This is a genomic window from Zavarzinia sp. (genome assembly GCF_041650655.1).
GTDB lineage: Bacteria > Pseudomonadota > Alphaproteobacteria > Zavarziniales > Zavarziniaceae > Zavarzinia.
In genome coordinates this window covers 36,921-61,924 of the sequence record NZ_JBAZKR010000012.1, presented here as the reverse complement: position 1 = coordinate 61,924, position 25,004 = coordinate 36,921, and the positions used below count along the sequence as shown (strand labels likewise).

The window sequence follows — 25,004 nt, the reverse complement described above, 5'->3', positions numbered from 1 at the left end:
CGAGTTCCAGCGATTACGTGGACGGCATCGCCACCCGCGGCACCGCCAAGCTGACCGGCTTCACCTTCCCGGCGACCGTGATCCCCAACGAGGAAGACCGCAAGCCGCTGACCGAACTCGGCTATGACGCGATCAAGCTGGAGATCAGCTCGGATTACACCTACGACCCGAAGACCAAGGCGATCGACCTCAGCGACTTCACGGTGAAGCTGCTCGACGGCGGCACCCTGAAGCTCACCCTGAATTTCGGCAATTTCGACCTGAAGGCGCTCCAGGCTGCCTCGGCCTCGTTCGAGCCGCCGGCAGCCCTGCTGGCCTCGACCGTGGTGAAGGCGACTCTGTCGTATTCGGACGATTCGCTGATCCAGCGCGTGCTCAAGATGGCCGCCAAGGAGCAGAACACGACGCCGGACGCCCTGCTCGCCCAGGGCAAGGAAATGCTGAAGATGCAGGTCGAGGCCGCTCCCGGCCCGGTCACCAAGGCGATCCTCGAAGGTGTCCTCGCCTTCCTCGACAAGCCGAAGGCGCTGACCGTCACGGCCGCCCCTTCGAAGCCGATCAGCTTCGTCGAACTGGGCGGCAAGATGGACAATCCGGAGTCGCTGGCGGCGGCTCTCGGGGTCACCGTCAAGGCGAACTGAAGCTCGCACGCCAATGTTGAGGGGGCGCTCCAGCCGGGGCGCCCCCTTTTTCCATCCGCCGGTGCCCCGGGCCCGGCCTCCGGGCAAGAGACCATGCGCCGCTTTCTCCTGATCGCCCTCGCCGTCGTCGCGGCACTCGGCTTTGCCGCCTATCACTACCGCTACGACCTGCTGGCCTTCATGGTCATGCCGCCCGGCGATTTCGACACCGCCAAGGTGCCGCCGCCGCCCGACTATGCCGATACCGCGACCTGGCTCGCCCTGCCGACCAGGACCGATTCGGCCGACGAGGTGCCGGCCCACGCCGTGCCCGGCGACAACCAGGGCCGCGCCCCGGCCGATGTCTTCTATATCCACCCGACGACCTATGTGGACGCGGCCGGCTGGAACGCCCCCTGGGGCGACCCCGATGCCGCCGAACTGGCCGGCCGGCTGACCCAGGTTTCCGCCTTCAACGGCTGCTGCCGCGTCTATGCGCCCCATTACCGGCAGGCGACGCTCGCCACCTTCTCGGCCGATTCCGGCGCCAACGGGGCCAAGGCTCTGATCGTGGCCTACGGCGACGTCGAGCGCGCCTTCCGCTATTACCTGGCCCATTGGAACCAGGGGCGGCCCTTCATCCTGGCTTCCCACAGCCAGGGCTCGCTGCATCTCCAGCGCCTGCTGGCGACGGTGGTGGCACCCGATCCCGCGTTGCGCAGCCGCCTGGTCGCCGCCTATGCGATCGGCTATCCGCTCGCCCTCGATCTCTTCAACGGGCCGCTCAAGCCCCTGGTACCCTGCCGCGAACCGGGACAGACGGGCTGTGTCCTGACCTGGTCCAGCATGGCGCGCGACGGCGACCCCGGCTTCTACCGCTACCGGGCCCCGGTCTGGGACGCCAGGGCGGAGAGCGGGCTGGCACCGATCGCCGGCAGGCCCATCCTGTGCGTCGATCCGGTCTCCTTCCGCATGGACCAGGTCTTGATCCCGCGCCAGGCCAATCGCGGCGGCACCGTGCATTCGATCGTCTCCGGCGGGGCGGAGCCGATCACGCCGGCCCTGGTCGACAGCCAGTGCCAGGACGGCATCCTGCGCATCTCCGAGCCGGAGCCCTTCGTCTTCCGTGCCGTCCTGCTGCCCGGGCGCGATTTCCACATCTACGACTACGCCCTGTTCTGGCAGGACATCAGGCTCGATGCGATCGGCCGGGTGAACGCCTTCCTGGCCCGACCGCAGCCGAGCACATCCCCCGCCCCCGCGCCGTGACGACGCACGCGCTGGAAAGCCCGCCGGCTTTCCGCCATGATCCGGCCCCTGTTTCGCATCGGATCGACATGAGCACGACCAGACCTCGCACGGCCCTGGTGACCGGCGCCGCCGGCTTCATCGGCTATCACCTGACCCGCCGGCTGCTGCGCGACGGTTTCCGCGTCATCGGCGTGGACAGCCTGAACGACTATTACGACGTCACCCTGAAGCAGCGCCGCCAGGCCATGCTGTCCCAGGCGGAGCAGTTCCGTTTCGTCCACGCCAAGGTCGAGGAGCCGGGGCTGCTGCGCGGCCTGATGGAGGAAGAGCGTCCGGACGTGATCGTGCACTTGGCCGCCCAGGCCGGGGTGCGCTATTCGATCGACAACCCGCGCGCCTATGTCGAGGCCAATCTGCTCGGCACTTTCGAGCTTCTGGAGGCGGCACGGGCGGTGCCGCCGCAGCATATGCTGCTCGCCTCCACCTCCTCGGTCTATGGCGCCAATACCGAGATGCCCTATGCCGAAACGCAGAAGGCGGACAGCCAGATGTCCTTCTATGCGGCGACCAAGAAATCGAACGAGGCGATGGCGCATTCCTATGCCCATCTGTTCGGCCTGCCGACCACCATGTTCCGCTTCTTCACGGTCTACGGCCCCTGGGGCCGGCCGGACATGGCGCTGTTCAAATTCACCGCCAACATCCTGGCGGGCAAGCCGATCGACGTCTACAACCACGGCGACATGAAGCGCGACTTCACCTATGTCGAGGATCTGGTCGAGGGCATCCGCCTGCTGATCGACACCCCCCCGGTGCGCCCGGCCGAGGGCGAGGCGGTGCCGGAGGGCGACAGCCTGTCCCCGGTGGCACCCTGGCGGGTCGTCAACATCGGCAATTCCAACGCCGTGCAGCTGATGGATTTCATCCGCGCGATCGAGACCGCGACGGGCGGCAAGGCGACCTTGAACATGCTGCCGATGCAGGCGGGCGACGTGCCCGCCACTTTCGCCGACGCCGGCCTCCTCCAACGCCTGACCGGCTACAAGCCGAAGACCCAGGTGCCGGAAGGTGTCGCCCGTTTCGTCGAATGGTACCGCGACTATTACGGCGTCTGACCGCGACGGCACTGCGGGCATCCCGGTCGGGATCGAGCCCCGCCGACCATACGGCGAGGAATCCGGTCACGATCTGTTGGAACAGCTTCGGCGGCAGCAGGCCGTAATCATAACGGTCTTCCCCCGGGTGGACGGGCCGCAGGTCGTAGCCCGGCCACACGAACTCGTTGCCCTCGTGCAGAAGCACCCACGAGCGATGATCGTCGAGGCCGAGGTGAGCCTTGACGCGCGGTGGCAGCTCGATCGCCAGTGATGGATCGGACGGCGGAACATGGGTGACCGGCAGGACTGTCACCAGGGTCGTCCGCTGATCGGGGTGTTCGATCGCCAGCACGTTCACACAGGGCCGGACTTCGCGGCCCTCTTCCAGCCCCGCCTGCTGCTCGTGGTGCCAGAAGTAGGAATAGGAAATGACCAAGCCGAGCTGCGGAGCAGGAAGCGGCATGGCAGGTCGATCACTCGCCTTCCAGCAATGCGTTCAGATGGTCGTGTTCCGGGGACATGCGCCCGGCTGCGATCGCCTCCGCCTTTTCGCGCGGCAAGTCGGCCGTGGCGAAGGAATGGCGGGCGAGGCTTTTGTAGCGCTGCAGTTCCTCGAACTCGGCAGCCGAGACGAAATAGCCCGTCGCCCGCCCGTGGCTGGTGACGGCGATCGGCTCGCGCTGGGCGATCTCACGGTAGCGGCCAAAATTCTTGGCGAACTCGCTGGATGGAACTTCGCGCATGGGCGCCCTCGCTCTTTATTCCGGAATTTACGGATTTTCCGGAAATTTTCAAGCCCCGGGGCGCGTCACTGTGCAACCGCCGGATCTCCGTTCCGCTCGCAACGACGCAGGCAGAGGTCAGCCGACCACGCGCTCGAACAGATAGAGGCAGAGGCCGATCAGGCCGCCGACCACGGTGCCGTTCACGCGGATGAACTGGAGGTCGCGGCCGACCTGGGTCTCCAGCTTGTCGACGATGGTGCGGCTGTCCCATTTCTGCACGATCGAGCCGATCCATTCGCCGATCTGCTCGCGCCGGGCGACCACGCTGTTCAGCACGGCGTGTTCGATCCAGCTCTGCAGCGTGGCGCGGATCTCCGGATCGCGGGTCAGCGTCTCGCCATAGACGCGCATGGCGGCATCGATCTGGCGGCGCAGGGCCGAATCCTCGGACGTGGCGTCGGCCACGATCCGCTCCTTCATGGAGCGGGCGATGTCGCGGAAATATTGCTTCAGCGTCTCGTTGCCGAGCAGGCGATGCAGCATCTCCTCGCCCTTCGCGCGCATTTCCGGGCTGGTGCGGAGTTCGTGCACGAAGTCCCGGGTCGCCTCGTCGAACTGTTGGCGCCACGGCCCGTCGGGCGAGCGGATCTCGTTCAGCGTATTGTCGAGGGCGGCCAGCACGCGGATATAGACGGCGCGGTCGACCGCCTTGGGCAGCCAGCGCGGCAATTGCTCGTCGACCCGCTTCTCGATCAGTTCCTTGTTGTCATGCACCAGGCGGTGGGCGCGTTCCAGGAGCTCGTCCAGGAGGCGCTGATGATGGCCCTCATTGGTCAGGAGCTGGACGATCTGGCCGAGGATGGGGGCGACGCCGATATCCTTCACCCGGGCCGAGAGATTGGTCTGCATGAAGCGGCCGACGTCCTCGTCGTCGAGCGCGTTCAGGATGCCGGGCACCGCATTGGCCATGCGTTCGGCTGCACGCGCGCGGTTCTCCGGCTGGTCCAGCCAGTCCGCGATCACCTTGGGCAGGTCGATCTGGCGGAGCTTGGTCACCACTTCCTCGGGCTTGAGGAAATTGCTGGCGACGAAACGGCCGAGGGTGACGCCGATGCGCGCCTGGTTGCGCGGCACGATCGCGGTATGGGGAATCGGAATCCCGAGCGGGTGGCGGAACAGGGCGGTGACCGCGAACCAGTCGGCCAGGCCGCCGACCAGGGCCGCCTCGGCGAAGGCGCCGGGGATGGCGATCCAGGGCAACTGGGTGGCGAGCAGGCGGCTCAGCACGAAGATGCACGCCATGGCCAGGATCATCGAGCCGGCGACCAGCTTCATGCGGCGAAGCGCGGCGAGCTTCTGTTCGTCGGTCAGGGGGGCCGGCAGTGCGTGGGTCATGGGGGGACGACGGGCCTTGTTTTGTCGGCTTACAAAATGCGCGTTGCCAGACTCGCCGAACCCGCCCCGATGTCAAGCCGCCGACAACCGGTCGTAGACCCTTCTGTCGTGCGGATAGAGGAGCGAGAGCGCCCCCTTGGGCTGGAACGGCCGCCATTCGCCCTCGCGCTGGGCCAGCCGGTCGGCAATGGCGAAGAGAGCGGCGACATTGTGGCCGAGGCCGCAATGGCTGCCGCGCACGCGGATGTTCTGGCGCTGCGGGCCGAGCTCTTCAAGGCAGCCGCGCCACGCCACGATGCCGTCCGATTTCGAGAAGATCGCCGTCGTGGGCACGCCTTCGACCGGTTCGAACAGATGGCTCGAATAGGTTTCCGCCACTTCGTCGACCGATTTGCCCGACAGGCGCTCGAAGATCTGCCAGGCGTTGGTCGATTTGGGACCGGCCGCGATCGGGCTGCCCAGGGTGATGATCTGGCGGACGAGCTGGGGTGCCTCGCGGGCGATCTCGCGGGCATAGACGCCGCCGAGACTCCAGCCCACGATCGAGACCTTGCGGCCGCTCCGGCGCACGATCTCGACCAGGCGGTCGCGCAGGCCCTCTTCCAGGAACTCGTTGGGGCCGAGGTTGCGGCCCAGTTCCCAGGCATGGACGTCATAGCCACGGTGCTTCAGGAAACGGCGCAGCAGCACGGTCGAAAGATCGCTGGCCAGGAAACCGGGCAGCACCAGCACCGGATGCCCGTCCCCCCGGGGCGCCAGGCGCAGCAGGGGCAGGGCATTGATCGCCTGGAGCAACTCGCCGAGTGCCCGGACTTCCGACACGGCGAGCAGGAGCGACGGCGGATCGGGCTCCTTGACGACGGCACGCATTCTTCTCTCCCCGGACGGTTCGCGTCGATCTGCCGTCGACTCTGCGCGTCCATTCCTTAAGGCTCGGTCAACCGACGATCCGGCAGCCGAGCCCTCTCCGCCATTGTCTATTTGGACGAGGCGGCGAGCATTTTCTCGATCGGCTTCACCAGGCTGGCCGAGGTCGGCTTGACGAAAGAGCCGGCGGCTTCGACCAGCTTGCCCTGGCCGTCGAACAGATATTTGTGGAAGTTCCAGCGCGGCCTCGCATAGGGGCGCTGCTCCGCGATCCACTTGAAGAAGGGATGGGCCTCGGCCCCGGTCACCGGCACCTTGGCGGCGAGCGGGAAGGTCACGCCGTAATTGATTTCGCAGAATTCCGCGATGTCGTCGGCCGAGCCCGGCTCCTGATTGGCGAAATCGTTCGACGGCACGCCGACGATGGCGAGGCCCTTGCCGCCGTATTTCTCGAACAATTCCTCGAGCCCCTTGTATTGGGGCGTGAAGCCGCATTTGGACGCGGTGTTCACGACCAGGAGCGGCCGGCCGGCGAATTGGGAGAGCGGCAGCTCGCCCCCGCGCAGGCCCTCGAAACTGAACTGATGGGCGGAGCCCTCGGGCGTCTTGCCGGTGGCGGCGTCGGCCACCGCGGCGGCGAGGCCGCTCAGGGGGTTGTCGCGCAAAACTTTGGCGATCTTGTCCAGCATGGGCGCCCTCTCCTCGGCTTCTGTTCGCCTGATCCATCAATGCCCCAAGTCTACGAAAGCGAGAAGGCATCGGATTGACATTGGCGTTAGTATAATCGCCAATGCGTCTTGACGGACACGCCATGGTCGATCGCTTCACGAACGCCTTCAGCTTCCTGCGCCGCACCTTCATGCTGGCCGCCGAAGCCCGTGCCACGCTCGAACTCGCCGGGCTCGCCGCCAGTTGGGCGCTGCTCGGAACCGCGGCCAGGGGCGACGGCCATCCCGTGCTGGTGGTGCCCGAATTCCTCACCGGCGACGGCGCCACCTGGCCGCTCCGCCGCTTCCTGGGCGAGCGCGGCTATGCCGTCTACGGCTGGGACCAGGGCTTCAACCTGGGTCCCCGACCGGACGTCATGTCGAGCCTGCAGGCGCGGATCAGCCATCTGGCCGACCTGCACGGCACCAAGGTGAGCCTGGTCGGCATCAGCGTCGGCGGCATCTATGCCCGCGAGGCGGCCAAGGCCAAGCCCGATTCGGTGCGCGCCGTGATCACCCTGGGCACGCCGACCCGACCGCTGTCGGACGACGTGTTGAACGAGGATGCGCCCCTCGGCCTCATCGAGGCGCTCCGCCTCGCCGTCGGCACGCTGCGCGAGCGGATCGCCAAGGCGCCGCCGGTGCCGACCACCGCGATCTTCAGCCGGAGCGACGGGCTGGTCGCCTGGAAGGCCTGCCTCGAGGCCGAAGGCCCGATGCACGAGAGTGTCGAGATCTTCTCGAGCCATCTCGGCATGGCCCACAACCCGCTGGCCCTCATGGTCATCGCCGACCGCCTGGCCCAGGCCGAGGGCCTGTGGCGGCCCTACAAATCGCTCGAAGGCAAGGCACCGGCGGCCCGCCTGGGCAGCGCCGAGTAACCTGCAGCGCCGAGTAACCTGCAGCGCCGAGTAACCTGCAGCGCCGAGTAACCCATAGCGCCGAGTGGCCGGCTACCCGCGCTGTCCCCGCCGAAGAGCCGGGACAGCGCGCGTCGACGAAGATTACTTCGCAGCCTTCTTGGCGGCCGGCTTCTTGGTCGCGGGCTTTTCCGCCTTGGGCGCGGGCGCTGCCTTTTCGGCCTTGGCCGCGGCCTTCGAGGCCGCCTTGGGGGCCGCCTTCGCCTTTTTCGGCGGGGCCGCGACCGCCAGCGTGGCCGCCGGCTTGAAGGTCAGACGGCTGCTCGCCTTGATCTTGATCGCTTCGCCGGTCTGCGGATTGCGGCCCTTGCGCGCGGCCCGCTTCTTCACCTCGAAGGTGCCGAGGCCGGGCAAGCGCAGCTTGTCGCCCTTGGATGTGCGGGTGGCGATGAATTCGATCGCGCCGCGCAGGGCCTTTTCGGCCGTCTTCAGTTCGATCCCGATATGGGCCGCATAGTCGGCAATCAATTCCTTGAACGTCGCCACGTCTTCCCCCTTCTCCCCGCGCGATTCGGAAGCCTTGCCTCCACGCAAAGCCCGCGCGCCGCCATTCTACATGGCTTTGCGCCGGGCCAAAGAGCCCAGGTTACAATTGCACGACGGAATTTTGGGCGCCGGCGATCATCCGTTCGGCCGCCGCGGCGATCGAACCCGCCGGTCCGCCCGGCCCGAACAGCTGGCCCGAGACATAGGCGCCCTCGATCAAGAGGTGCAGGCCATCGCCCACCACGTCGGGCTCGGCCACCCCCATGGCAGCCGCCATGGCGCGCAGGCGGCGGCGCAGTTCCTGCTTGTTGGCGAGCGAGACCCGAAAGGCCGGATGGTCCGGATCGGGATATTCGACGATCGCATTGGTGAGGCCGCAGCCGCGATAGGCGGCCTGGGTCGCCCGCACCGCGATGCCGCGCAGGAAATCCAGGATCTGCGCTCTGGCATCGCCCGGATGGGCGGCCACGGCGGCATCGAAACGGGCCCAGAATTCACTCTCGTAGTCGCGCAGATAGGCGGCCGCCAACTCGTCCTTCGAGATGAAGGCGCGGTACAGGCTGGGCTTGGTGACGCCGGCCGTGGCCACGATCTCCTCGACGCCGACGGCGCGGATGCCACGCCGGTAGAAGAGATCGCGGGCGGCTGCCCGGATACGGTCGACAGCCCTGAGGGGGGCCCGGGGGGCGGGCTTGGCGGACGGGCTGCCCAATTGAGGAGTAGCGGTCATGCGTGAGACGCCGGTTGACGATGTTACCGATCGGTACCTATACAGGAAGACCACAACGTACCGGTCAGTCACATGAACATAGGACGCGCCCGGCCCTTTGGCCAGAACTATGCCTTTGTCGTCGTCGCGGTGATCTTCCTGGCCCTGCTCGCGGCGGCCGGGCAGCGTTCCGCGCCGGGCGTATTGATCCGCCCGCTCGAAGCCGCCTTCGGCTGGAGCCGGGACGAGATTTCGGTCTCGGCCGCCGTCGGCATCTTTCTCTACGGCATGGTCGGGCCTTTCGCGGCCGCGCTGATGGCCAGCGTCGGCATCCGCCGCACGCTGATCTACGCCCTCGCCCTGATGGCGGCGGCGACAGCGGCGAGTTCCTTCATGACGGCGAGCTGGCAGCTCGTCGCCACCTGGGGCGTGCTCTCCGGCCTCGGCTCAGGCTGCGTCGCCATCGTGTTGGGGGCGACCGTGGTGAACCGCTGGTTCGTTTCGAACCGCGGCCTGATGATGGGCCTGCTGACCGCCAGTGCGGCGACCGGCACGCTGGTCTTCCTGCCCGTCCTGGCCTGGATCGCCGATGCCTGGGGCTGGCGCCCGGTGGTGCTCTCGGTCTCGGCCGCTTCGGCGGTCCTGATCCCGCTGGTCTGGTGGCTGCTGCCGGAGCGCCCGGCCGACATCGGCCAATTGCCCTATGGCGCTGCCGAGGCGCCGCCCCCGCCGCCCCCCGCCGCCGGCATGTTGACCCAGGCCTTCGGCGCCCTCGGCCGGGCGGCGCGGACTTCCGCCTTCTGGTGCCTGTTCGCCACTTTCTTCATCTGCGGCCTGACCACCAACGGTCTGGTCGGCACCCATCTGATCGCGCTCTGCGGCGACCAGGGCATTCCGGAAGTGCAGGCCGCCGGCCTGCTCGCCGCCATGGGCCTGTTCGACCTGGTCGGTACCACGGGTTCGGGCTGGCTGAGCGACCGTTTCGACCCGCGCAAGCTCCTGTTCGTCTATTACGGGGTGCGCGGCCTCTCGCTGATCTATCTGATCCACTCGGATTTCACGATCTACAGCCTGGGCCTGTTCTCGGTCTTTTACGGCCTCGATTGGATCGCCACCGTACCGCCGACACTGCGCCTGACCACCGAGCATTTCGGCGACCGCGACGCCCCCGTGGTGTTCGGCTGGATCGCCGCCGGCCACCAGATCGGCGCCGCCACCGCGGCCTTCGGCGCCGGCTGGCTGCGCAGCGCCCAGGGCAATTATCTCGAAGCCTTCGTCATCGCCGGCGCGACCGGCCTCGCCGCCGCCGTCATCTCGCTCGCGATCGGCCGCCGCGCCCCGGTAGCAGCCCGGGCCTAACCGGGCCCGAGCAGGGCGAGCGCCGTTTTCACCGGGAGGTAGAGGCGGTGCGGCCGCTCGGTCAGGGGCGTGAAGCCGAAGGCTCGATAGAAGGCAGCCGCCCGCTCGTCGATCGCGTCGACGAAAACGGCAAGGGCACCGATCGGGGCCGTGGCGACAGTGCGCAACGCGTCGAACAGCAAAGCTTCCCCGAGGCCGGCGAAGTCGCGGTGCCGGCCGAGCCAACCGATCAGCACCGCCGGCACGGCCGGATAGCGGGGCAGCCGCTTCGCCAAGTCTGGGGGCACCTCGGTCAGGGCGACCGTACTGGAAGGCAGCGTGTAGAAGCCGGCGACGCGGCCGGTCGCCAGTTCCTTCGCGACGAAACAGGTTGCATAGCGGCGTGCAACGTCCTGGGTGACGATCTCCCCGAAATGGCGATCGATCCGGTCGTTGCCGCAGGTGAAATCGCAGCGGTCGTGGCCATCCGCCAGCGGCTCGACGGCGAAGCGTCGACTCACCGCGGCTCGATCAATTCGGCGTGGCGGCGCGCCGCGCGCCGCAGCCGGTCATTCGGGGCCGGCGATGCGATCAGGGCCTCGGCGAAGCGGTACTGATCCTCGACGGCGAGCCGCAGAATTTCCGCTTCCTCGACCGTGCGGCGGGCATCTTCCCCTGCGGTCGCGATGATATAGGCGGTCAGGGTCATGCCGCGCAGCCGAGCCGCCTGCTGTAGCCGCTCGTAGACGCGTTGCCGAACGCGCGCTTCCAGCCGGGCCGTCGGGCCGGCCGCACGGACAGTCTCGGATTTGCTCTCGGATCGGGGTTTGGCCATGACGATCTCCCGCCACGATGATACGGCAGATTGCCGTATGCAGCAGGCAGGGGGCGGCGAACCGCCCCCGCCGCGATCAGGTCAGCTGCACTTGGCGTCCATCATCTTCTTGCCGATGTCGGTCGCCTTGCCGGCCAGTTCCTGGATCTGCTTCTGGAGATCGGCGACCTTGGCTTGATCGCCGGCCGCGGTCGCCGCAGCGAGGTCGGCGCCGAGCTTCGTCGCCTGATCGGACAGCTTGGCCGCTTCGGCCTTCATGCTGTCGCAGCTCTCGCCGCCGCCGCAGGCCGCCAGCACCAGCAGGCCGAAGGCGAAGGCGCCGGCCTTCATGACGTGATTCATCATTTTCCCCCTCTTGTCGGCGCGGCCGCCGCAGCGGCCGCGCCGACACTCTCCGCCAAGGGAGGACTCCCGGCAAGGGGCCTCAGGCGGTGAGCACCACCCGGCCCACCACTTTGCCGGCCTTGAGATCGTGCAGGGCTTCGGTCGCTTCGGCCATGGGGCGGAGCGTGACCGGGATCGGCGCCACCTTGCCAGTACGCACGAGGTCGAGCAGTTCGCCCAGCTCGGCCAGGCTGCCGACATAGGAACCGACGATCGCAATGCCGTTCCACGGCAGCAGCGGGATCGGCATCGAAAGCGCACCGCCGAACAGGCCGACCACCACCGCCGTGCCGCCCCGGCGCAGGCCCCGCGTGGCGAGCTGCACGGTCGCCTCGGCCCCGACGAAGTCGAGCGCCGCATGGACGCCGCCGATCTTCTTCTGGAGATGGGCCGTGGTCTCCTTCTCGCGCGGGTCGAGCACTTCGCTGGCGCCGGCCGCCTTGGCTGCCTCGGCCTTGGCGGGGTCGATCTCGGCGACCAGCAGAGGGGCGGCGGGATAGAGCGCCCGGGCGACCTGGATCGCCATCAGGCCGACGCCACCCGCCCCGATGATCAGGATCGGATCGCCGGCCCCCGCGGGCGGGATCTTCTTCAGCGCCGAATAGGCGGTCAGGCCCGAGCAGGCGAGCGGACCGGCGCGGTCCTCAGCAATGCCGCTGTAATCGAGCAGGTAGCGGGCGTGGGGCACCACCACGGTATCGGCGTAACCGCCGTCGACATTGACGCCGAGATGCCTTCCCTTGGGGCACAGATGCTCGAGCCCGCGGGCGCAGGTCGGGCAGGCGCCGCAACCGATCCAGGGATAGACCACCCGGCGCTCGCCGACCGAAACACCTTCCGCCGCCGGGCCGACCGCGATCACCGTGCCGACGATCTCATGGCCCAGGGTGAAGGGCAGCTTGCGCCCGCCGCGCACGTCCAGGCGGTTGCCGCCACCCATCTCGAAATAGCCTTCATAGATGTGAAGGTCGGAATGGCAGACGCCGCAACGCGAGATCCGTACCACCACTTCGCCGCCCTGAGGCACCGGATCGGGCTCCACCAGCTCGCACAGGGGGGCACCGTAGTCGACCATTTTCTGGCTTTTCATCGAACGCATCCTCCGCCATTCGCGGGCAAGGTAAGGGAGCCGCAGCAGCGCAGCAAGGATCGCTCACGGCGCCAGACCGAGGCTGGCGCGGAGACCGGCCGGCGTCTCGCCCGCCTCGCGCATGGCGGCCAGCGTCAGCGCCTTGTCGCGCTTGGCGAGGCGGACGCCGTCTTCACCCATCACCAGGCCGTGGTGGTGGTAGCAGGGCGTCGGCAGGCCGAGCAGGGCTTGCAGCAGCCGGTGGATATGGGTCGCCGGGAAGAGGTCGATCGCCCGCGTGACCAGGGTGATCTCCTGCAGGGCGTCGTCGACCGTGACCGCCAGGTGATAGCTCGCCGGCGTCTCCTTCCGGGCCAGCACGACATCGCCGAGCAGTTCGGGGCGCGCCGCTTGGAGCCCGGCCTTCTCGTCGAACCAAGTAAGTCCGCCGCCCGCCAGCGCCAGCGCCTTCCCGATATCGAGGCGAAGGGCATGGTCGCCCCCCTCGGCCAAGCGAACTGCCCGCTCGGCTGGCGACAGGCGCCGGCAGGTGCCGGGGTAGAGCGGCCCGGCCGGCCCCTGGGGCGCACCGCCGGCCGCCTGGATCTCCGCCGCGATCTCCGCCCGCGTGCAGAAGCAGGGGTAGAGCACGCCCAGTCCCTCCAGCCGCTCGAGGGCGGCGCGGTAATCGTCGAAATGGTCCGACTGGCGGCGGATCGGGCCGTCCCAGGCGAGGCCGAGCCAGGTCAGGTCCTCGACGATGCCGGCTTCGAAGGCGGGGCGGCAGCGGGTCCGGTCGATGTCCTCGAGGCGGAGCAGGAAGCGGCCGCCCGCCGCCCGCGCCCGGTCATGGGCGAACCAGGCCGCGAAGGCATGGCCGAGATGCAGCCCGCCGGTTGGACTTGGCGCAAAACGTGTAGTTATGGGGGCAATTTGGACCAATACGGACTTTTCCCTGGCGCGAATCGCCAGGATGATTATGGCAGCCGCGACGCCACGTAGGAGTTCCCCGCATGACATCGATCGACGGACCGCGCCTGGCACCGGCAGACGGCCGGCCGGCCCGCCACCTCGTCGTGCTGCTCCATGGCTATGGCGCCGACGGGGCGGACCTGATCGGCCTCGGCCACGAATGGCGCCGGCTGCTGCCCACCGCCTGTTTCGTGGCCCCGGACGCGCCGGAGCCCTGTCCCATGTCCGGCTTCGGCCGGCAGTGGTTCCCGCTCACCGATTTCGGCGACGAGGCACGGCTGGCGGGAGCCCGCCACGCCGCCCCGGCGCTCGACGCCTTCATCGATGCCGAATTGCAGAAGCTCGGCCTGACCGATTCGGACCTCGCGCTGGTCGGCTTCAGCCAGGGCTGCATGATGGCGCTCCATGTCGGGCTGCGGCGGCGCCAGGCGCCCGCCGGCATCGTCGGCTTTTCCGGCGCCCTGCCCGGCTCGCCCGCCGTGCTGGAGGCCGAGGTGACGGCGAAGCCGCCGGTCCTGCTCGTCCACGGCAGTGCCGACGCGGTGGTGGCGCCCGCCTCGCTGCAGCGGGCGGTGACCGCGCTCTACGGCCTTCAGGTCCCGGTGCAATGGCACATCGAGGAAGGCTTGCCCCATGGCATCGGGCCGGAGGGTTTCGCGCTGGCCGGTGAATTCCTCTGCCGCGTGCTGCTGGATGCCGCAGCTTAAAGCGGCGTCATGACCGCGTAACACAGCATGTAGTATTTTGCTGGCGCGGATCCGCAAGGCTTGACACAATTCTGCCGGGCCCTACGGGGGCTTTGTGGCTTTAGGTCAAGGGCGAGGCGGTCGATGAACGCGGTGTCCCATCCAGTTGAAGCCTGTCCAGCGCTCGTCCTGAACGCTGACTACCGACCGCTCTCCTATTTTCCGCTCAGCCTGTGGTCCTGGCAGGATGCGATCAAGGCGGTCTTCCTCGGCCGGGTCAACATCCTCTCGGAATATGAGCGCACGGTCAGGAGCCCCAGCTTCGAGATCCGCCTGCCCTCGGTCGTCTGCCTGAAGACCTATGTGAAGCCGGCGAAATATCCCGCCTTCACCCGTTTCAACGTGTTCCTGCGCGACCGCTTCGCCTGCCAGTACTGCGGCGCCCCCGAAGACCTGACCTTCGACCATATGGTGCCACGCAGCCGCGGCGGTCGCACCACCTGGGACAACATCATCACCGCCTGCTCCCCCTGCAACCTGAAGAAGGGCGGCCGTTCGCTGAAGGATTCGGGCCTCGTGCTGCGCAGTTGGCCAGTGGTGCCCACGGTCGGCCAGTTGCAGGAGAACGGGCGCTCCTTCCCGCCCAACTACCTGCATCATTCCTGGAACGACTTCCTCTATTGGGACGCCGAACTGGAGGACTGAGGCCTCACGCCGCCATCCTTCACGCGGCTTGGGCCAGCCCCAGGCGGGCCGCCATCGCCTCGCCCAGGCTGCGGCCGGAGAGGAAGGCCGCCTCGATCCGCGCCCCCAGGCACCAGTCGCCGCAAGCCCCGATCGCCTGGCGGACGTCCAGCAGATGGGGCACGCCCGCCGGCTGAAGGGTCTGGGCTTCGGGCCAAAAATGGCTGATCGCCACGACCGGCCCGCGGCCGGTACCGAGCGCGGCGCGAAAGGCGTCGAGCAATTCCGCAGCAACCTCGGCCGGGCTCGCTTCGGCATGGGTGCGGCTCCAGCCGGGGGCGGCATGGACCACCCATTGGTCGCCGCCCTGGGCGCTCCGTCCCGGCTTGCTGCCGTCGCGGGCGATCCAGGCGAGCGCACCGCCGGCCACGGTCGGATCGACGGTGGCGGCATCGAAACCGGGATCGAGCGGCGCCGCGAAGGCGAGCATCAGAGCCCAGCAGGGCGCCGTCTCGACCATGGCCGCGGCATTGCCGAGGGCGGGCGCTACCGCCAGCAAGGGCACCGCGGTGCCCGCCGGGGTGGCGACGACGACCGAATCGTAAGGCCCGAAATGTTCGCCGTGGCGGTCCTTCAAAGTCAGCACGGGGCCGCGCGGCGCGACCTCGCGCACGTCGATACCATAGACGGTGGCGCCGCTGCCCAGGGCCGCGACCAGCGCCCCCATGCGCGGGGTGCCGACATAACGGGTTTCGTGCCCCGTTTCCGGAACGAAGCCGTCGGGGCCGAGGGTACCCACCCGTGCCTCCCACGGGGCGACGGCGCCTTCCGCGGCGAGGCCCACCATCAGGGCCCTCAGGACGGGATCCCGCACGGTGAAATATTGCGCGCCGACATCCCACTGACAGGCACCCTCGCGCCGGGTCGCCAGGCGGCCGCCGGCCCCTTGCGCCTTGTCGAAGACCGTGACCAGGGCACCTGCGGCGGAGAGCACGGAAGCCGCACTCTGCCCCGCGATGCCGCCGCCGACGACTGCCACCAGTGGTTTCCCGTTCATCGCCGTCCCGCCCATTCTTGGTGTTATGCGTGGACTCTGATAATCGATCCTACACCCCTCAGGCTCGGGACTCCATCAGACGCTTGCGCACGGCCGAAAGGCGGCCGCGAGCGACCGGGATGTTCTGCGGCACCAGGGCGCCGATCTCGGCGACGCCGCCGTCGCCAGTTCGACGCACCGCCTCGATCCGGCCGATCGAGACGATGTAGCTGCGGTGCACGCGCATGAAGCGGGCGGGGTCGAGCTGGCCCTCGATCTCGCTGATCGCGGCCTGGCAGAAGAATTCCTGCTCGCCGTCCGAGACCAGGGTGTAATGGCCGTTGGCCCGCACGAAGGCGATCTCGGAAACCGGCAGCCAATGGCTCCGCCCGTCCTTCTGGACCTCGACCCGGCGGGCGAAGGCGGCGGGATCGGACAGGGTCTCGGGCACCGGCAGCGGTCCGGCTGGCAGCACCTGGGCCAGGGCCTGGGGCAGCGGCGCCGGGACCGGCACCGGCCGCTCGATCCGCTGGTCCGGCATCAGCGAGAGCATGAAGCCGCCCGAGATCAGGAAGGAGACGATGGCGACCACGATCGCCATCACGTCGTGCGGCATCACCGGATCGGTCGGCGGGGCGAGTTCGATCGGCACCGCGGTCAGGCCGGCCATGGCGGTATAATGCATTCCCGAGATGGCGAGGCCGAGGATGACCGCCGAGGCGAGGCGAGCCGGCTGCCGTTTCGAGCGTTCCATCTGCAACAGCGCCAGGCCCGAGGCGGCGACCGCGACCAAGGTCGACGCGATCACGAAGCCGGTCGAATGATAGATGTCGCAGAGATAGATCGCCGACATGCCGACGTAATGCATGGTGGCGATGCCGCCGCCCATGGCGATCGCACCACAGGTGATGCGCAGCAGCTTGGGCAGGGCGGTATGGACGATCAGCACGCCGGCCCCGACCACGAGCACGCAGATCAGCAGCGAGATCAGGGTGGGCAGCACCCGGAAGCCGACCATGACCGGAAAGCGCGCCGCCATCATGCCGACGAAATGCATCGACCAGATGCTGATCGCCAACGTCATGGCCGCGGCGGCGACGATGAAGCGCCGGCGCAAGCCGCGCGCACGGTCCCCCTCGTCCGCCAGCAGCAGGCTGACGTAACTGCCCTGGGCGGCGATGATCAGCGACAAGGCGACGAGCCAAGGGCTGTGGGCGAGCACCCTTTTCCTCCCTGCGGTCGTTCCCGTTCCTGGATTTTCTTTAGAATCGCACAGAAGGGCGCGCGGTCAACCGCGACATGCGGTTGACCGGAGGCTACCGGCTTCAGCCACCGGTGACGCTCATGTGGCGGCTCAGCGCCGGGGTCCCGTGGTTTCTGTCGATGATGAAGTCGTGCCCCTTCGGCTTGTGGCCCATGGCAGCGCGGATCATGGCGTCCAGGGCGGGATCGGCGACGCCGCCGCGCAGGGCGTCGCGGAAGTCGACCGAATCCTCCTGACCCAGGCAGAGGTAGAGGCGGCCGGTGCAGGTCAGGCGCACGCGATTGCAGCTCTCACAGAAATTATGGGTGAGCGGGGTGATGAAGCCGATCCGCCCGCCGGTCTCGGCCACCGTGACATAGCGCGCCGGACCGCCGGTGCGGTAGCCGCTCTCCTGCAGGGTGAAATGGCGTTCGAGCGCGCGCCGTACCCGGGTCAGGGGCAGGTAATGGTCGGTCCTGTCGCCATCGACGTCGCCGAGCGGCATGGTCTCGATGAAGCTGATGTCATGGCCCCGGCCGTGGGCCCAGAGCACCATGGCGGCGAATTCCTCCTCGTTCAGGCCGCGCAGGGCGACCACGTTGAGCTTCACGGCAAGGCCCGCCGCCTTGGCCGCCGCGATCCCCTCCAGCACCGTATCGAGCCGGCCGCGCCGGGTGATGGCGGCGAAACGCGCGGGGTCGAGGCTGTCGAGGGAGACATTGACCCGGCGGACGCCGGCCGCCGCCAGCGCCTCGGCATGGCGGGCGAGTTGGCTGCCGTTGGTGGTCAGCGTGAGTTCGTCGAGCGTGCCGGCCGCGAGGTGGCGCGACAGGCCGCGGATGAAGTCCAGGATGTCGCGCCTGACCAGGGGCTCGCCCCCGGTCAGGCGCAGCTTGCGGACACCCTGGCGGACGAAGGCGGCGCACAGCCGGTCCAGTTCGTCGAAACTCAATACCTCGGCCTTGGGCAGGAACTGCATCTCCTCCGCCATGCAATAGAGGCAGCGGAAGTCGCAGCGGTCGGTGACCGAGACGCGGAGATAGGTGATCCTGCGGCCGAAGGGGTCCGCCAGCCCCGGGGTGCCGCGCTTTCGCGTGATGTCGTTTTGATGAGCCATGCCGTCATTCCTTGGGGCCGGCGATCGCCTCGCCGGCCCGGAACCGTCAGAAGCGGTAGCCGACGCCGAAGCCGACCAGCAGCGGATTGATGTCGACGTCGGCCTTGATGGCGCCGTTCACGGTGGCGGTGGTCGACAGGAAGATCTGCTTCACGTCGACGTTCAGCATCCAATGCTCGCTGATCGGCATGTCGACGCCGGCCTGGAGCGCCCAGCCGAAGCCGTTGTCGTAGCTGACATCGGTGACACCCGGGCCTTCACCGCCCTGGCCGTAGAAGATCGTGTAGTTCACGCCGGCGCCGATATAGGGCCGGATCTTGCCCTCGGGCGCGAAGTGATACTGCAGGGTCAGGGTCGGCGGCAGCAACCAGATGTGGCCGAGGTCCAGCTTCGGGCCGGAGGTGTCGACGTTATGCGGCGTGGTGCCCAGGATCAGCTCGGCCGCGATGTTCTTGGTGAAGAAATAGGTGATGTCGAGTTCCGGCACCACCGAGTCGCTGATCGAGACGTCGAGCGTCGGGATGGACGGACTGACCCCCGTCAGGTCCTCCTCCGGCAGCACGATCAGCGCGCGGCCGCGGATCTGCCAGGGGCTCTGATCGGCCGCCTGGGCCGTGGCAGCGATTGCGGCAGCCGTCAGCAGGGCCGCCGTGAACATCGTCTTCTTCATGCCGTGATTCCTCCCAGAATTCTCGTTGTCTTCGGTTACGCAGACAGATCCCCGCCACCCCGAGCGGCGGCGTAGTCCGCCCGCGTGTCGAGGTCGATCAGGACGCCGTCGTCGGCCATCGCCACTTCGACCGTCCAATCCGGATTGGCGGCGGCCAGCAGGCGGGCACCCCGATCGCCGTCGAGCGCCGCCATGGCAGGAAAGAAGCGCCGCGCCCAGAGCAGCGGATTGCCCCAGCGCCCGCCCACCGTGGGCACCGCGATCGCCCGCCCCTCATCCGGCGCGAAGGCGGCGGCGAGGCGGGCCAGATGCTCGGCCGTGACGCGCGGCATGTCGCCCAGCATGACGAAGGCGCCGTCGATCTCGGCCCCGAGCGCCGAGACCCCGGTGCGGAGCGAGGACGACAGGCCCTCGGCATAGTCGGGATTGTGCCGCATGGTGACCGGCCGCCCGGCCAGCAGCGGCGCGACCTTGTCGGCATCGTGCCCGGTGACCACCACGACGGGATCGAGCCCGGCCGCCAGCGCCGCGTCGACGGCATGGAGCAGCAAGGGCTTGCCGCCGAGATCGAGCGTCAGCTTGTTGGCCTCGGCCATGCGCGACGAGCGCCCGGCCGCCAGTACCAGGGCACCGAGGCGCGGCGCCCGCGGCGGCGGCGGCGTCGGGCAATCGCCACTGCGGGCGCGGATGGCGGTTTCCTTGAGCAGCCCGCCGACGCCCATCCCGGCGAGTGCCGCGCCGTCGACCGGGACGCCTGCGGCGAGCCGGCGCAGCACGAAGTCGAAGCCGTTGAGCTTCAGGTTGCGGGCGCAGCCCGGCACGCCGATCACCGGCCGGCCGCGCAGCGCGCCGAGGAGGAGGAGATTGCCCGGATCGACCGGCATGCCGAAGCGCAGCACCTCGCCCCCCGCCGCGACCAGGGCGGCCGGGATATGGTCGGCCCGGTCGATCACGGCATGGGCGCCCGCGATCAGCAGGAGATCGGCCGGTGCCGCGGCACGGATCGCCGCCGCGATCGCTTCCGGCCGGTGCTCGACCACCAGGCAGTCGGCGATCGTGCCGCCCACCGCGGCGAGCCTGGCCTTCATCGCGGCCATTGTCTTGTCGATCACCGACTCCTTGGTCGTCCCGTCGCGGCTGACGATCAGGGCGGCGGTCAAGGGGCGGAAGGGATCGACCGCCACCGCCCGTCCGTTGCCGGCCGCCGCCAGCGCCCGTTCGACCAGGGGCCGGGGCACGGCGAAAGGCATGACCTTCACGGTGGCCAGCATCTGGCGCGCTTCGACCATCTCGTCGGGAGCGAGGGTGGCGACGGTGATCGCCTCGTCGACCGCATTGATCGCCGCGATCCTGCCGGCGTCGACGCAGAAGAGGCCCGGCCCCTCGGCATAGAGATTGGCGCGGCCGGTGAAGGCGGCAGTGGCGACCGCGCCGGGCCCGCAGATCGCGGCGGCGAGGCGGCGCGCCACCTCGTCCTCCGGCACGTCGTCGGCTTCGAGGCGGGCGACGAATACCGGTTCACGCCGCTCGGCCGCCAATAGCGCAGCATCGGCGGCGGAGAGCAGGCGGCCCTTCTTCCAGGCCTGGCCGGCGACCACCCGGCTGTGCGCCAGGATGGCGCCTTCGACCTCGGCGGGGGGCAGGGCGGCGAAGATCATGGCAGGCTCCCGTTCAGGACGCCGGTCGCCTGGGCCAGGATGGCGACGGCGATCTGGCCCGGGCTGCGTGCCCCGATGTCGAGCCCGACCGGGCCGTGGATGCGGGATAGCGCCGCCGCGTCGAAGCCCGCTTCGGCCAGGCGGCGCAGCCGGCCGGCGTGGGTCCGGCCGGAGCCGAGGGCGCCGATGTAGAAGAGCGGGGACGACAGGGCGTTGACGAGCGCCACGTCGTCGATCTTGGGATCATGGGTCAGGGTGACGAGCGCGGTCCGCTCGTCGAGGCCGAGGCCGGGCAGCACCTCGTCCGGCCAGCCGGTCGCCAGGGTCGCCCCGGCGAAACGCTCAGGTCTGGCGAAGGCGCGCCGGGGATCGACGATGGTGACGGCGAAACCGGCCAGCGCTGCCATCGGGGCCAAGGCCTCCGCGATATGGACGGCACCGATGAGCACGAGGCGGAGCGGCGGCGTGAAGGGGTTCAGGAAATGCCGGCCGTCCTCGCTCAGGGTGGCACGGTCCTTCGCGATCACGGCGGCGGCAGCGGCGTCGCCTTCGGGGTAACGGAGCGCGTGGCGCCCGGTTTCGAGGTCGGTGTCGAAGACGGCGGCGCGTTTCTCTGCCAGCGCCCGGCGCAGCGCCTCGAATTCGCCGCCCGCCGGCAGGGGCTCGACCAGGACGCGGATGCGCCCGCCGCAGGCGAGGCCGACGGCCCAGGCGTCGGCATCGGCGACGCCGAATTCGAGCATGCGGTGGCGGCCCTCGTCCATGCTCTCGAGCGCCGCCTCGATCACCGCGCGCTCGACACAGCCGCCGGAGACCGAGCCGACGAAATTGCCGGTCCGGTCCGCCGCCAGCAGGCTGCCGGCCGGCCGCGGTGCCGAGCCCCAGGTCTCGATCACCGTGGCCAGCGCGGCGATCCCGTCACGGCCGGCCCATGAGGCGGCCTGGTCGAGGATCGCGTCGCGTTCCATGTCCCGGCTCCGCTCAGGCGACCGGTTTGCCGCTCGGCGTCCGGCCGCCGCCGAACAGCCGCTTGATGAAGCGGAAGATGGCGCGGAAGACGCGGATCACCACCCACTGCCTGGCCTCGCGCTCCGCGATGATGTCGGCGGTCGGCGGCGCCACCATGTCGCCGAGCTTCATAAAGAAGTCGTCGGCCAGCTTCTTCGCGGTGACGTCGATCAGGCGGGCGCCGAGCTGGGCGAGCTTGCCGCTCACCTCGGCGGTCACCGTGTAATGCAGGATGGTCTGCTTGCCGGCCGGTTCCAGGCGCACCTTGGCGGTGCCCTTGGCCTGGCCGTTGGAGCCACCGTTGCCTTCGCCCTTGATCGTATAGCCCCGGGGCGGATCGATGTCGGAGAAGCTGACATTGCCCTTGAAGGAGGCCTTCACCGGGCCGACGCGAAGCGTGACCAGGGCTTCCATCGTGGTGTCGCTGGTCTTGGCGATCTGCTCGCAGCCGGGAATGCAGGCCTTCAGCACCTCGACGTCGTTCAGCGCGGCCCAGAGCTTGGCCGGCGGGGCGTTGACGCGCTGCGATCCGTTCATTTCCATGGCAGATGTTTCCTTTCGTTATTCGGGTGCGGGCTTTGCGCCCTTGCGGCGGTGGGAGACGATTTCGGCGAGGATCGAGAGGGCTATCTCCTCCGGCGTGATCGCACCGATGTCGAGGCCGGCCGGTGCCTTCACCGCGGCCAGGCGCTCCTCGGGCACGCCCTCGCCGCGCAGGTCCTCGATCAGCGAGGCGATCTTGCGGCGCGAGCCGACGAAGGCGACATAGGCGGACTCGCCGGTGATCGCGGCCTTCAGCGCCGTGAGGTCGCCCGTGCTCTGGGTCGAGACGACGACGTAGCGGGGCCCTGCCGGCGCCGGCAGGGCGAAGCCGTCGATCACCTGATCGGCGCCGGCGAAATCGCCGTGATATTTGGCCGGCGCCGCCGCGGTGACGCGAAAACCGAATTTGCCGGCGAGCCCGACCAGCGCCGATGCCACCGGCGAGGTGCCGAGCACCACGAGTTCCGGGCGCGGCAGCACCGGCTCGACGAAGATATAGAGCGTGCCCTGGCTCGGGCATTTGTTGCGCGCGTAATGCACCCCGTCCCGCGTGTCGCCGGCATGGACGCCGATCTCTTCCAGCATTTCCTCGGGCTGGACCGAGATGAGGCGGGGCCAGCCGTCGGCCAGCGAATCGCGGACCGCGGTCAGGGTGGCGCCGCGGGCGCAGCCGCCGCCGATCCAGCCGGCGACCACGGTGCCGTCGCCGAGGATCAAGGCCTTCGCGCCGGCCTTGGCCGAGGTGACGGAGAGGGTGCGCACCACTGTCGCCACGGCGAAGGGGGTTTCCCTGGCCTGGAGGTCGGGGATCAGGTTGAAGACGTCGCGGGGGGTCATCGCTTCGCCTCCTAGAGCCGGGCCAGATAGGGCTCGAGGGCTTCCAGGCTCTCGAGATTGTGGGCCGGGGCGAAGAGATCGAGATGGGGCAGCGCCGCCTTCATGCCGGCCGCCACCGGGGCATAGTCGCGCCAGCCCATCATCGGGTTGAGCCAGGCGATGCGGCGCGCCCGCCTGCGCAAGGCCGCCATCTCGCGCCCCAGCCGCTCCGCCTCGCCGGTGTCGTAGCCGTCGGAGACGATCAGCACGGCGGTCCTGGAATGGACGACACGGCAGGCGTGCCAGCGGTTGAAGGTGGCGAGGCAGTCGCCGATCCGCGTTCCCCCGCCGACCCCTTCGGTCATCAGCCCGAGGCGCTCGACGGCACGCGCGGGATCACGCTCGCGCATGGCATCGGTGATGTCGACCAGGCGGGTGTGGAAGAGGAAGGCCGACGCCTGTCGGAAGCCTGCGAGGACGCCGTGGATGAAGCGGACGAAGAGCGCCACATAGGGGCTCATGGAACCCGAGGCATCCAGCAGGATGACGAGCTTCAGGGGCTTCGGCCGGCGCCGGCGCAGGACGAGCTCGACCGGCACGCCGCCCCGCCCGACGCTGCGGTGGAGGGTGCGGCGGAGGTCGACGCGGGGCCCGCCGCGGGCGATCTCCATCCGCCGGGTCAGGCGGACACGCATGGCGGCGGCGAGGCGGCGCGCCAGTTCCTGCACCCGGGCCTGTTCGGCGGGATCGAGGATATGGCGGAAATCGGTGCGCGCCAGCTTCTCCCGGGCGGAGGCGCCGCCCTTCTCCTGGCCGCCCTCGGGCAGGTCCTCGTCGCCCTCCTCGGTGACCTGGCGCTCGGTCTTCAGGATCGGGCCGTCCGCCCCCTCCTCGCCCCTATCAGCCAGCACGGGGGATTTCGCAGGGCCCTGCTTCCGGCGCCGCGGGTCGGCCACCTTGGCGCCCTCGCGGAGGTGGCGCTCGAACCAATAGGCATCGAAGAGCGGGCCGAACTTCTCGAAATCGGCCCGGCGCGAGGCAAGCAGGGCGCGCAATCCGGCGCGCGCCACCGCGGGCCGGTCGAGGCCCGGATCGGCGAGCAGGCGAAGGGCATCGGCGCTCTCCGCCAGGCCGACGGCAAAGCCGTTGTCGCGCAGCACGCGGACGAAGCCGGCGAAACGGCGGCGCAGCGCGGCACCCGGTTCGGGCAGGGCGGGTGCCATCTCAGGCCACCTTGTGGACGAGGCGGGCGACCACCTCGGGCACTATTGCGGCGCGGTCTTCGTGGGTCTTGAGGACCGTGATCAGGAGGTCGTAGACCGCGTCGGGATCGCGCGCCAGATCATGGAGGCCGAGGCCGGTCAGGGCGGCGACGAAATCCAGCGTCTCGGCGACGCCGGGCAGCTTGCGCAAGTCCTCCTTGCGGATCGCGGCGACGAAGCGGGCGACCTGCTGGGCCAGGGCGGCGTCGACCCCGGGCAGGCGCGCCTTGACGATCGCCGCCTCGCGGTCGATGTCCGGGAAATCGACGAAATGATAGAGGCAGCGCCGGCGCAGCGCGTCGGAGAGTTCGCGCGTGCCGTTCGAGGTCAGCACGACGCGGGGCACGGATCTCGCCTTGAGAGTGCCGAGCTCCGGGATGGTGACCTGGAAATCGGACAGGAGTTCGAGAAGGAACGCCTCGAATTCCTCGTCCGCCCTGTCGACCTCGTCGATCAGCAGGACGGCCGGCGTCTCCGACCTGATCGCGGCGAGCAGGGGCCGCTCCAGAAGATAGCTCTCGGAGAAGATCTGCGCCTCCGCCTCGGCGGCCGACTGGCCGGCGGCTTCGCGCGCCTTCAGGGCCAGGATCTGGCGCTGGTAGTTCCATTCGTAGAGGGCTGCATTCTGGTCCAGCCCTTCGTAACACTGGAGCCGGATCAGGCGGGCGCCATGCACTTCGGCCAGGGCGAGCGCCACCGCCGTCTTGCCGACGCCGGCCGCCCCTTCGAGCAGCAGGGGCCGGCCGAGCAGGTCCATCAGCCAGAGCGCGGTCGCCAGGTCGCGGTCGGCGACATAGCCGGCCCGGGCGAGACGTTCGGCGATGGTGGTGCGATCGGTCATGGTCTTCTCGAATTTCGGGCGCCCGGATGACAGGGCGCAGGGCGCCGAAGCAGGCGGTAAGCACC

At 69.1% G+C, this 25,004-nt stretch carries 28 protein-coding genes; 7 read left to right on the top strand and 21 right to left on the bottom strand.

From position 1 onward, the window contains the following. From WC493_RS04470 to WC493_RS04460, 3 genes are all read left to right on the top strand, one after another. Window positions 1-641 (top strand): hypothetical protein (locus WC493_RS04470; protein ID WP_373062941.1); only part of this gene is annotated, 641 nt, incomplete at its 5' end. Between the two features lie 93 nt (window positions 642-734). After that, window positions 735-1,889 carry a DUF3089 domain-containing protein gene (locus tag WC493_RS04465; protein WP_373062939.1) on the top strand — a complete coding sequence of 385 codons (1,155 nt, stop codon included), beginning with the start codon at window positions 735-737 and terminating at the stop codon, window positions 1,887-1,889. A gap of 68 nt (window positions 1,890-1,957) precedes the next feature. Then, window positions 1,958-2,986, top strand: coding sequence for an NAD-dependent epimerase (locus tag WC493_RS04460; RefSeq protein WP_373062937.1), 1,029 nt, complete (start codon window positions 1,958-1,960; stop codon window positions 2,984-2,986). 455 nt (window positions 2,987-3,441) lie between these two features. Here the strand turns inward: WC493_RS04460 and WC493_RS04455 are convergent, their stop codons facing one another. The 4 genes from WC493_RS04455 to WC493_RS04440 all read right to left on the bottom strand — a co-directional run bounded on the left by WC493_RS04455 (window position 3,442) and on the right by WC493_RS04440 (window position 6,644). Next, window positions 3,442-3,711, bottom strand: coding sequence for a type II toxin-antitoxin system Phd/YefM family antitoxin (locus WC493_RS04455; protein WP_373062935.1), 270 nt, complete (start codon window positions 3,709-3,711; stop codon window positions 3,442-3,444). Window positions 3,712-3,828: 117 nt separating this feature from the next. Further along, window positions 3,829-5,088, bottom strand: coding sequence for a DUF445 domain-containing protein (locus tag WC493_RS04450; RefSeq protein ID WP_373062933.1), 1,260 nt, complete (start codon window positions 5,086-5,088; stop codon window positions 3,829-3,831). A 72-nt stretch (window positions 5,089-5,160) separates the two neighbouring features. After that, window positions 5,161-5,958 carry an esterase/lipase family protein gene (locus WC493_RS04445; protein WP_373062931.1) on the bottom strand — a complete coding sequence of 266 codons (798 nt, stop codon included), beginning with the start codon at window positions 5,956-5,958 and terminating at the stop codon, window positions 5,161-5,163. A gap of 107 nt (window positions 5,959-6,065) precedes the next feature. Beyond that, complete coding sequence (locus WC493_RS04440) at window positions 6,066-6,644, bottom strand: glutathione peroxidase (RefSeq protein WP_373062929.1); 579 nt, start codon at window positions 6,642-6,644, stop codon at window positions 6,066-6,068. Window positions 6,645-6,766: 122 nt separating this feature from the next. Here WC493_RS04440 and WC493_RS04435 point away from each other — a divergent pair, with 122 nt between their 5' ends. Next, a complete protein-coding gene (locus WC493_RS04435) occupies window positions 6,767-7,543 on the top strand; it encodes an esterase/lipase family protein (protein WP_373062927.1) in 777 nt (258 codons plus the stop codon). 123 nt (window positions 7,544-7,666) lie between these two features. Here WC493_RS04435 and WC493_RS04430 read toward each other — a convergent pair whose 3' ends face one another. After that, a complete protein-coding gene (locus tag WC493_RS04430; protein WP_373062925.1) occupies window positions 7,667-8,068 on the bottom strand; it encodes an HU family DNA-binding protein in 402 nt (133 codons plus the stop codon). A 100-nt stretch (window positions 8,069-8,168) separates the two neighbouring features. Then, window positions 8,169-8,798 (bottom strand): TetR/AcrR family transcriptional regulator, encoded by a 630-nt coding sequence (locus tag WC493_RS04425; protein ID WP_373062923.1) that lies wholly within the window; start codon window positions 8,796-8,798, stop codon window positions 8,169-8,171. Between the two features lie 72 nt (window positions 8,799-8,870). Between WC493_RS04425 and WC493_RS04420 the strand changes: the two genes are divergently transcribed. Further along, window positions 8,871-10,136, top strand: coding sequence for an MFS transporter (locus WC493_RS04420; RefSeq protein WP_373062921.1), 1,266 nt, complete (start codon window positions 8,871-8,873; stop codon window positions 10,134-10,136). On the opposite strand, the gene WC493_RS04415 is transcribed toward WC493_RS04420, so the two are convergent. The 5 genes from WC493_RS04415 to gluQRS all read right to left on the bottom strand — a co-directional run bounded on the left by WC493_RS04415 (window position 10,133) and on the right by gluQRS (window position 13,336). Further along, window positions 10,133-10,636, bottom strand: a complete 504-nt coding sequence (locus WC493_RS04415; protein WP_373062919.1) for a GNAT family N-acetyltransferase — start codon at window positions 10,634-10,636, stop codon at window positions 10,133-10,135. The genes WC493_RS04420 and WC493_RS04415 overlap by 4 nt on opposite strands. Next, complete coding sequence (locus WC493_RS04410; RefSeq protein WP_373062917.1) at window positions 10,633-10,950, bottom strand: DUF1778 domain-containing protein; 318 nt, start codon at window positions 10,948-10,950, stop codon at window positions 10,633-10,635. The genes WC493_RS04415 and WC493_RS04410 overlap by 4 nt, the downstream gene beginning before the upstream one ends. An 81-nt stretch (window positions 10,951-11,031) precedes the next feature. Beyond that, a complete protein-coding gene (locus tag WC493_RS04405) occupies window positions 11,032-11,295 on the bottom strand; it encodes a hypothetical protein (RefSeq protein ID WP_373062915.1) in 264 nt (87 codons plus the stop codon). A 79-nt stretch (window positions 11,296-11,374) separates the two neighbouring features. Beyond that, window positions 11,375-12,424, bottom strand: coding sequence for an alcohol dehydrogenase (locus WC493_RS04400; RefSeq protein WP_373062913.1), 1,050 nt, complete (start codon window positions 12,422-12,424; stop codon window positions 11,375-11,377). Between the two features lie 63 nt (window positions 12,425-12,487). Next, entirely contained in the window at window positions 12,488-13,336 is an 849-nt protein-coding gene (gene gluQRS, locus WC493_RS04395; protein ID WP_373062945.1) for a tRNA glutamyl-Q(34) synthetase GluQRS, read from the bottom strand. An 80-nt stretch (window positions 13,337-13,416) separates the two neighbouring features. Between gluQRS and WC493_RS04390 the strand changes: the two genes are divergently transcribed. Then, on the top strand, window positions 13,417-14,082 hold the full coding sequence (locus tag WC493_RS04390; RefSeq protein ID WP_373062911.1) for an alpha/beta hydrolase: 666 nt from the start codon (window positions 13,417-13,419) through the stop codon (window positions 14,080-14,082). 123 nt (window positions 14,083-14,205) lie between these two features. Continuing rightward, window positions 14,206-14,766 (top strand): HNH endonuclease, encoded by a 561-nt coding sequence (locus tag WC493_RS04385; protein WP_373062909.1) that lies wholly within the window; start codon window positions 14,206-14,208, stop codon window positions 14,764-14,766. Between the two features lie 19 nt (window positions 14,767-14,785). Here the strand turns inward: WC493_RS04385 and WC493_RS04380 are convergent, their stop codons facing one another. The 10 genes from WC493_RS04380 to WC493_RS04335 all read right to left on the bottom strand — a co-directional run bounded on the left by WC493_RS04380 (window position 14,786) and on the right by WC493_RS04335 (window position 24,939). Continuing rightward, window positions 14,786-15,784, bottom strand: a complete 999-nt coding sequence (locus WC493_RS04380) for an NAD(P)/FAD-dependent oxidoreductase (RefSeq protein ID WP_373062907.1) — start codon at window positions 15,782-15,784, stop codon at window positions 14,786-14,788. A gap of 76 nt (window positions 15,785-15,860) precedes the next feature. After that, window positions 15,861-17,003 carry an MHYT domain-containing protein gene (locus WC493_RS04375; RefSeq protein ID WP_373062905.1) on the bottom strand — a complete coding sequence of 381 codons (1,143 nt, stop codon included), beginning with the start codon at window positions 17,001-17,003 and terminating at the stop codon, window positions 15,861-15,863. Between the two features lie 103 nt (window positions 17,004-17,106). Continuing rightward, window positions 17,107-18,141, bottom strand: a complete 1,035-nt coding sequence (gene moaA, locus WC493_RS04370; RefSeq protein ID WP_373062903.1) for a GTP 3',8-cyclase MoaA — start codon at window positions 18,139-18,141, stop codon at window positions 17,107-17,109. Window positions 18,142-18,187: 46 nt separating this feature from the next. After that, entirely contained in the window at window positions 18,188-18,811 is a 624-nt protein-coding gene (locus tag WC493_RS04365; protein WP_373062901.1) for an OmpW family protein, read from the bottom strand. A gap of 35 nt (window positions 18,812-18,846) precedes the next feature. After that, complete coding sequence (locus WC493_RS04360; protein WP_373062899.1) at window positions 18,847-20,469, bottom strand: NTP transferase domain-containing protein; 1,623 nt, start codon at window positions 20,467-20,469, stop codon at window positions 18,847-18,849. Next, complete coding sequence (locus WC493_RS04355; RefSeq protein ID WP_373062897.1) at window positions 20,466-21,437, bottom strand: XdhC family protein; 972 nt, start codon at window positions 21,435-21,437, stop codon at window positions 20,466-20,468. Before WC493_RS04355 ends, WC493_RS04360 begins: the two co-directional genes overlap by 4 nt. Window positions 21,438-21,450: 13 nt before the next feature. Then, window positions 21,451-22,020 (bottom strand): CoxG family protein, encoded by a 570-nt coding sequence (locus tag WC493_RS04350; RefSeq protein ID WP_373062895.1) that lies wholly within the window; start codon window positions 22,018-22,020, stop codon window positions 21,451-21,453. 18 nt (window positions 22,021-22,038) lie between these two features. Next, window positions 22,039-22,857 carry an XdhC family protein gene (locus WC493_RS04345; protein ID WP_373062893.1) on the bottom strand — a complete coding sequence of 273 codons (819 nt, stop codon included), beginning with the start codon at window positions 22,855-22,857 and terminating at the stop codon, window positions 22,039-22,041. An 11-nt stretch (window positions 22,858-22,868) separates the two neighbouring features. Then, window positions 22,869-24,059, bottom strand: a complete 1,191-nt coding sequence (locus WC493_RS04340; RefSeq protein WP_373062891.1) for a VWA domain-containing protein — start codon at window positions 24,057-24,059, stop codon at window positions 22,869-22,871. Between the two features lies 1 nt (window position 24,060). Next, on the bottom strand, window positions 24,061-24,939 hold the full coding sequence (locus WC493_RS04335) for an AAA family ATPase (RefSeq protein ID WP_373062889.1): 879 nt from the start codon (window positions 24,937-24,939) through the stop codon (window positions 24,061-24,063). Window positions 24,940-25,004: the final 65 nt, after the last annotated feature.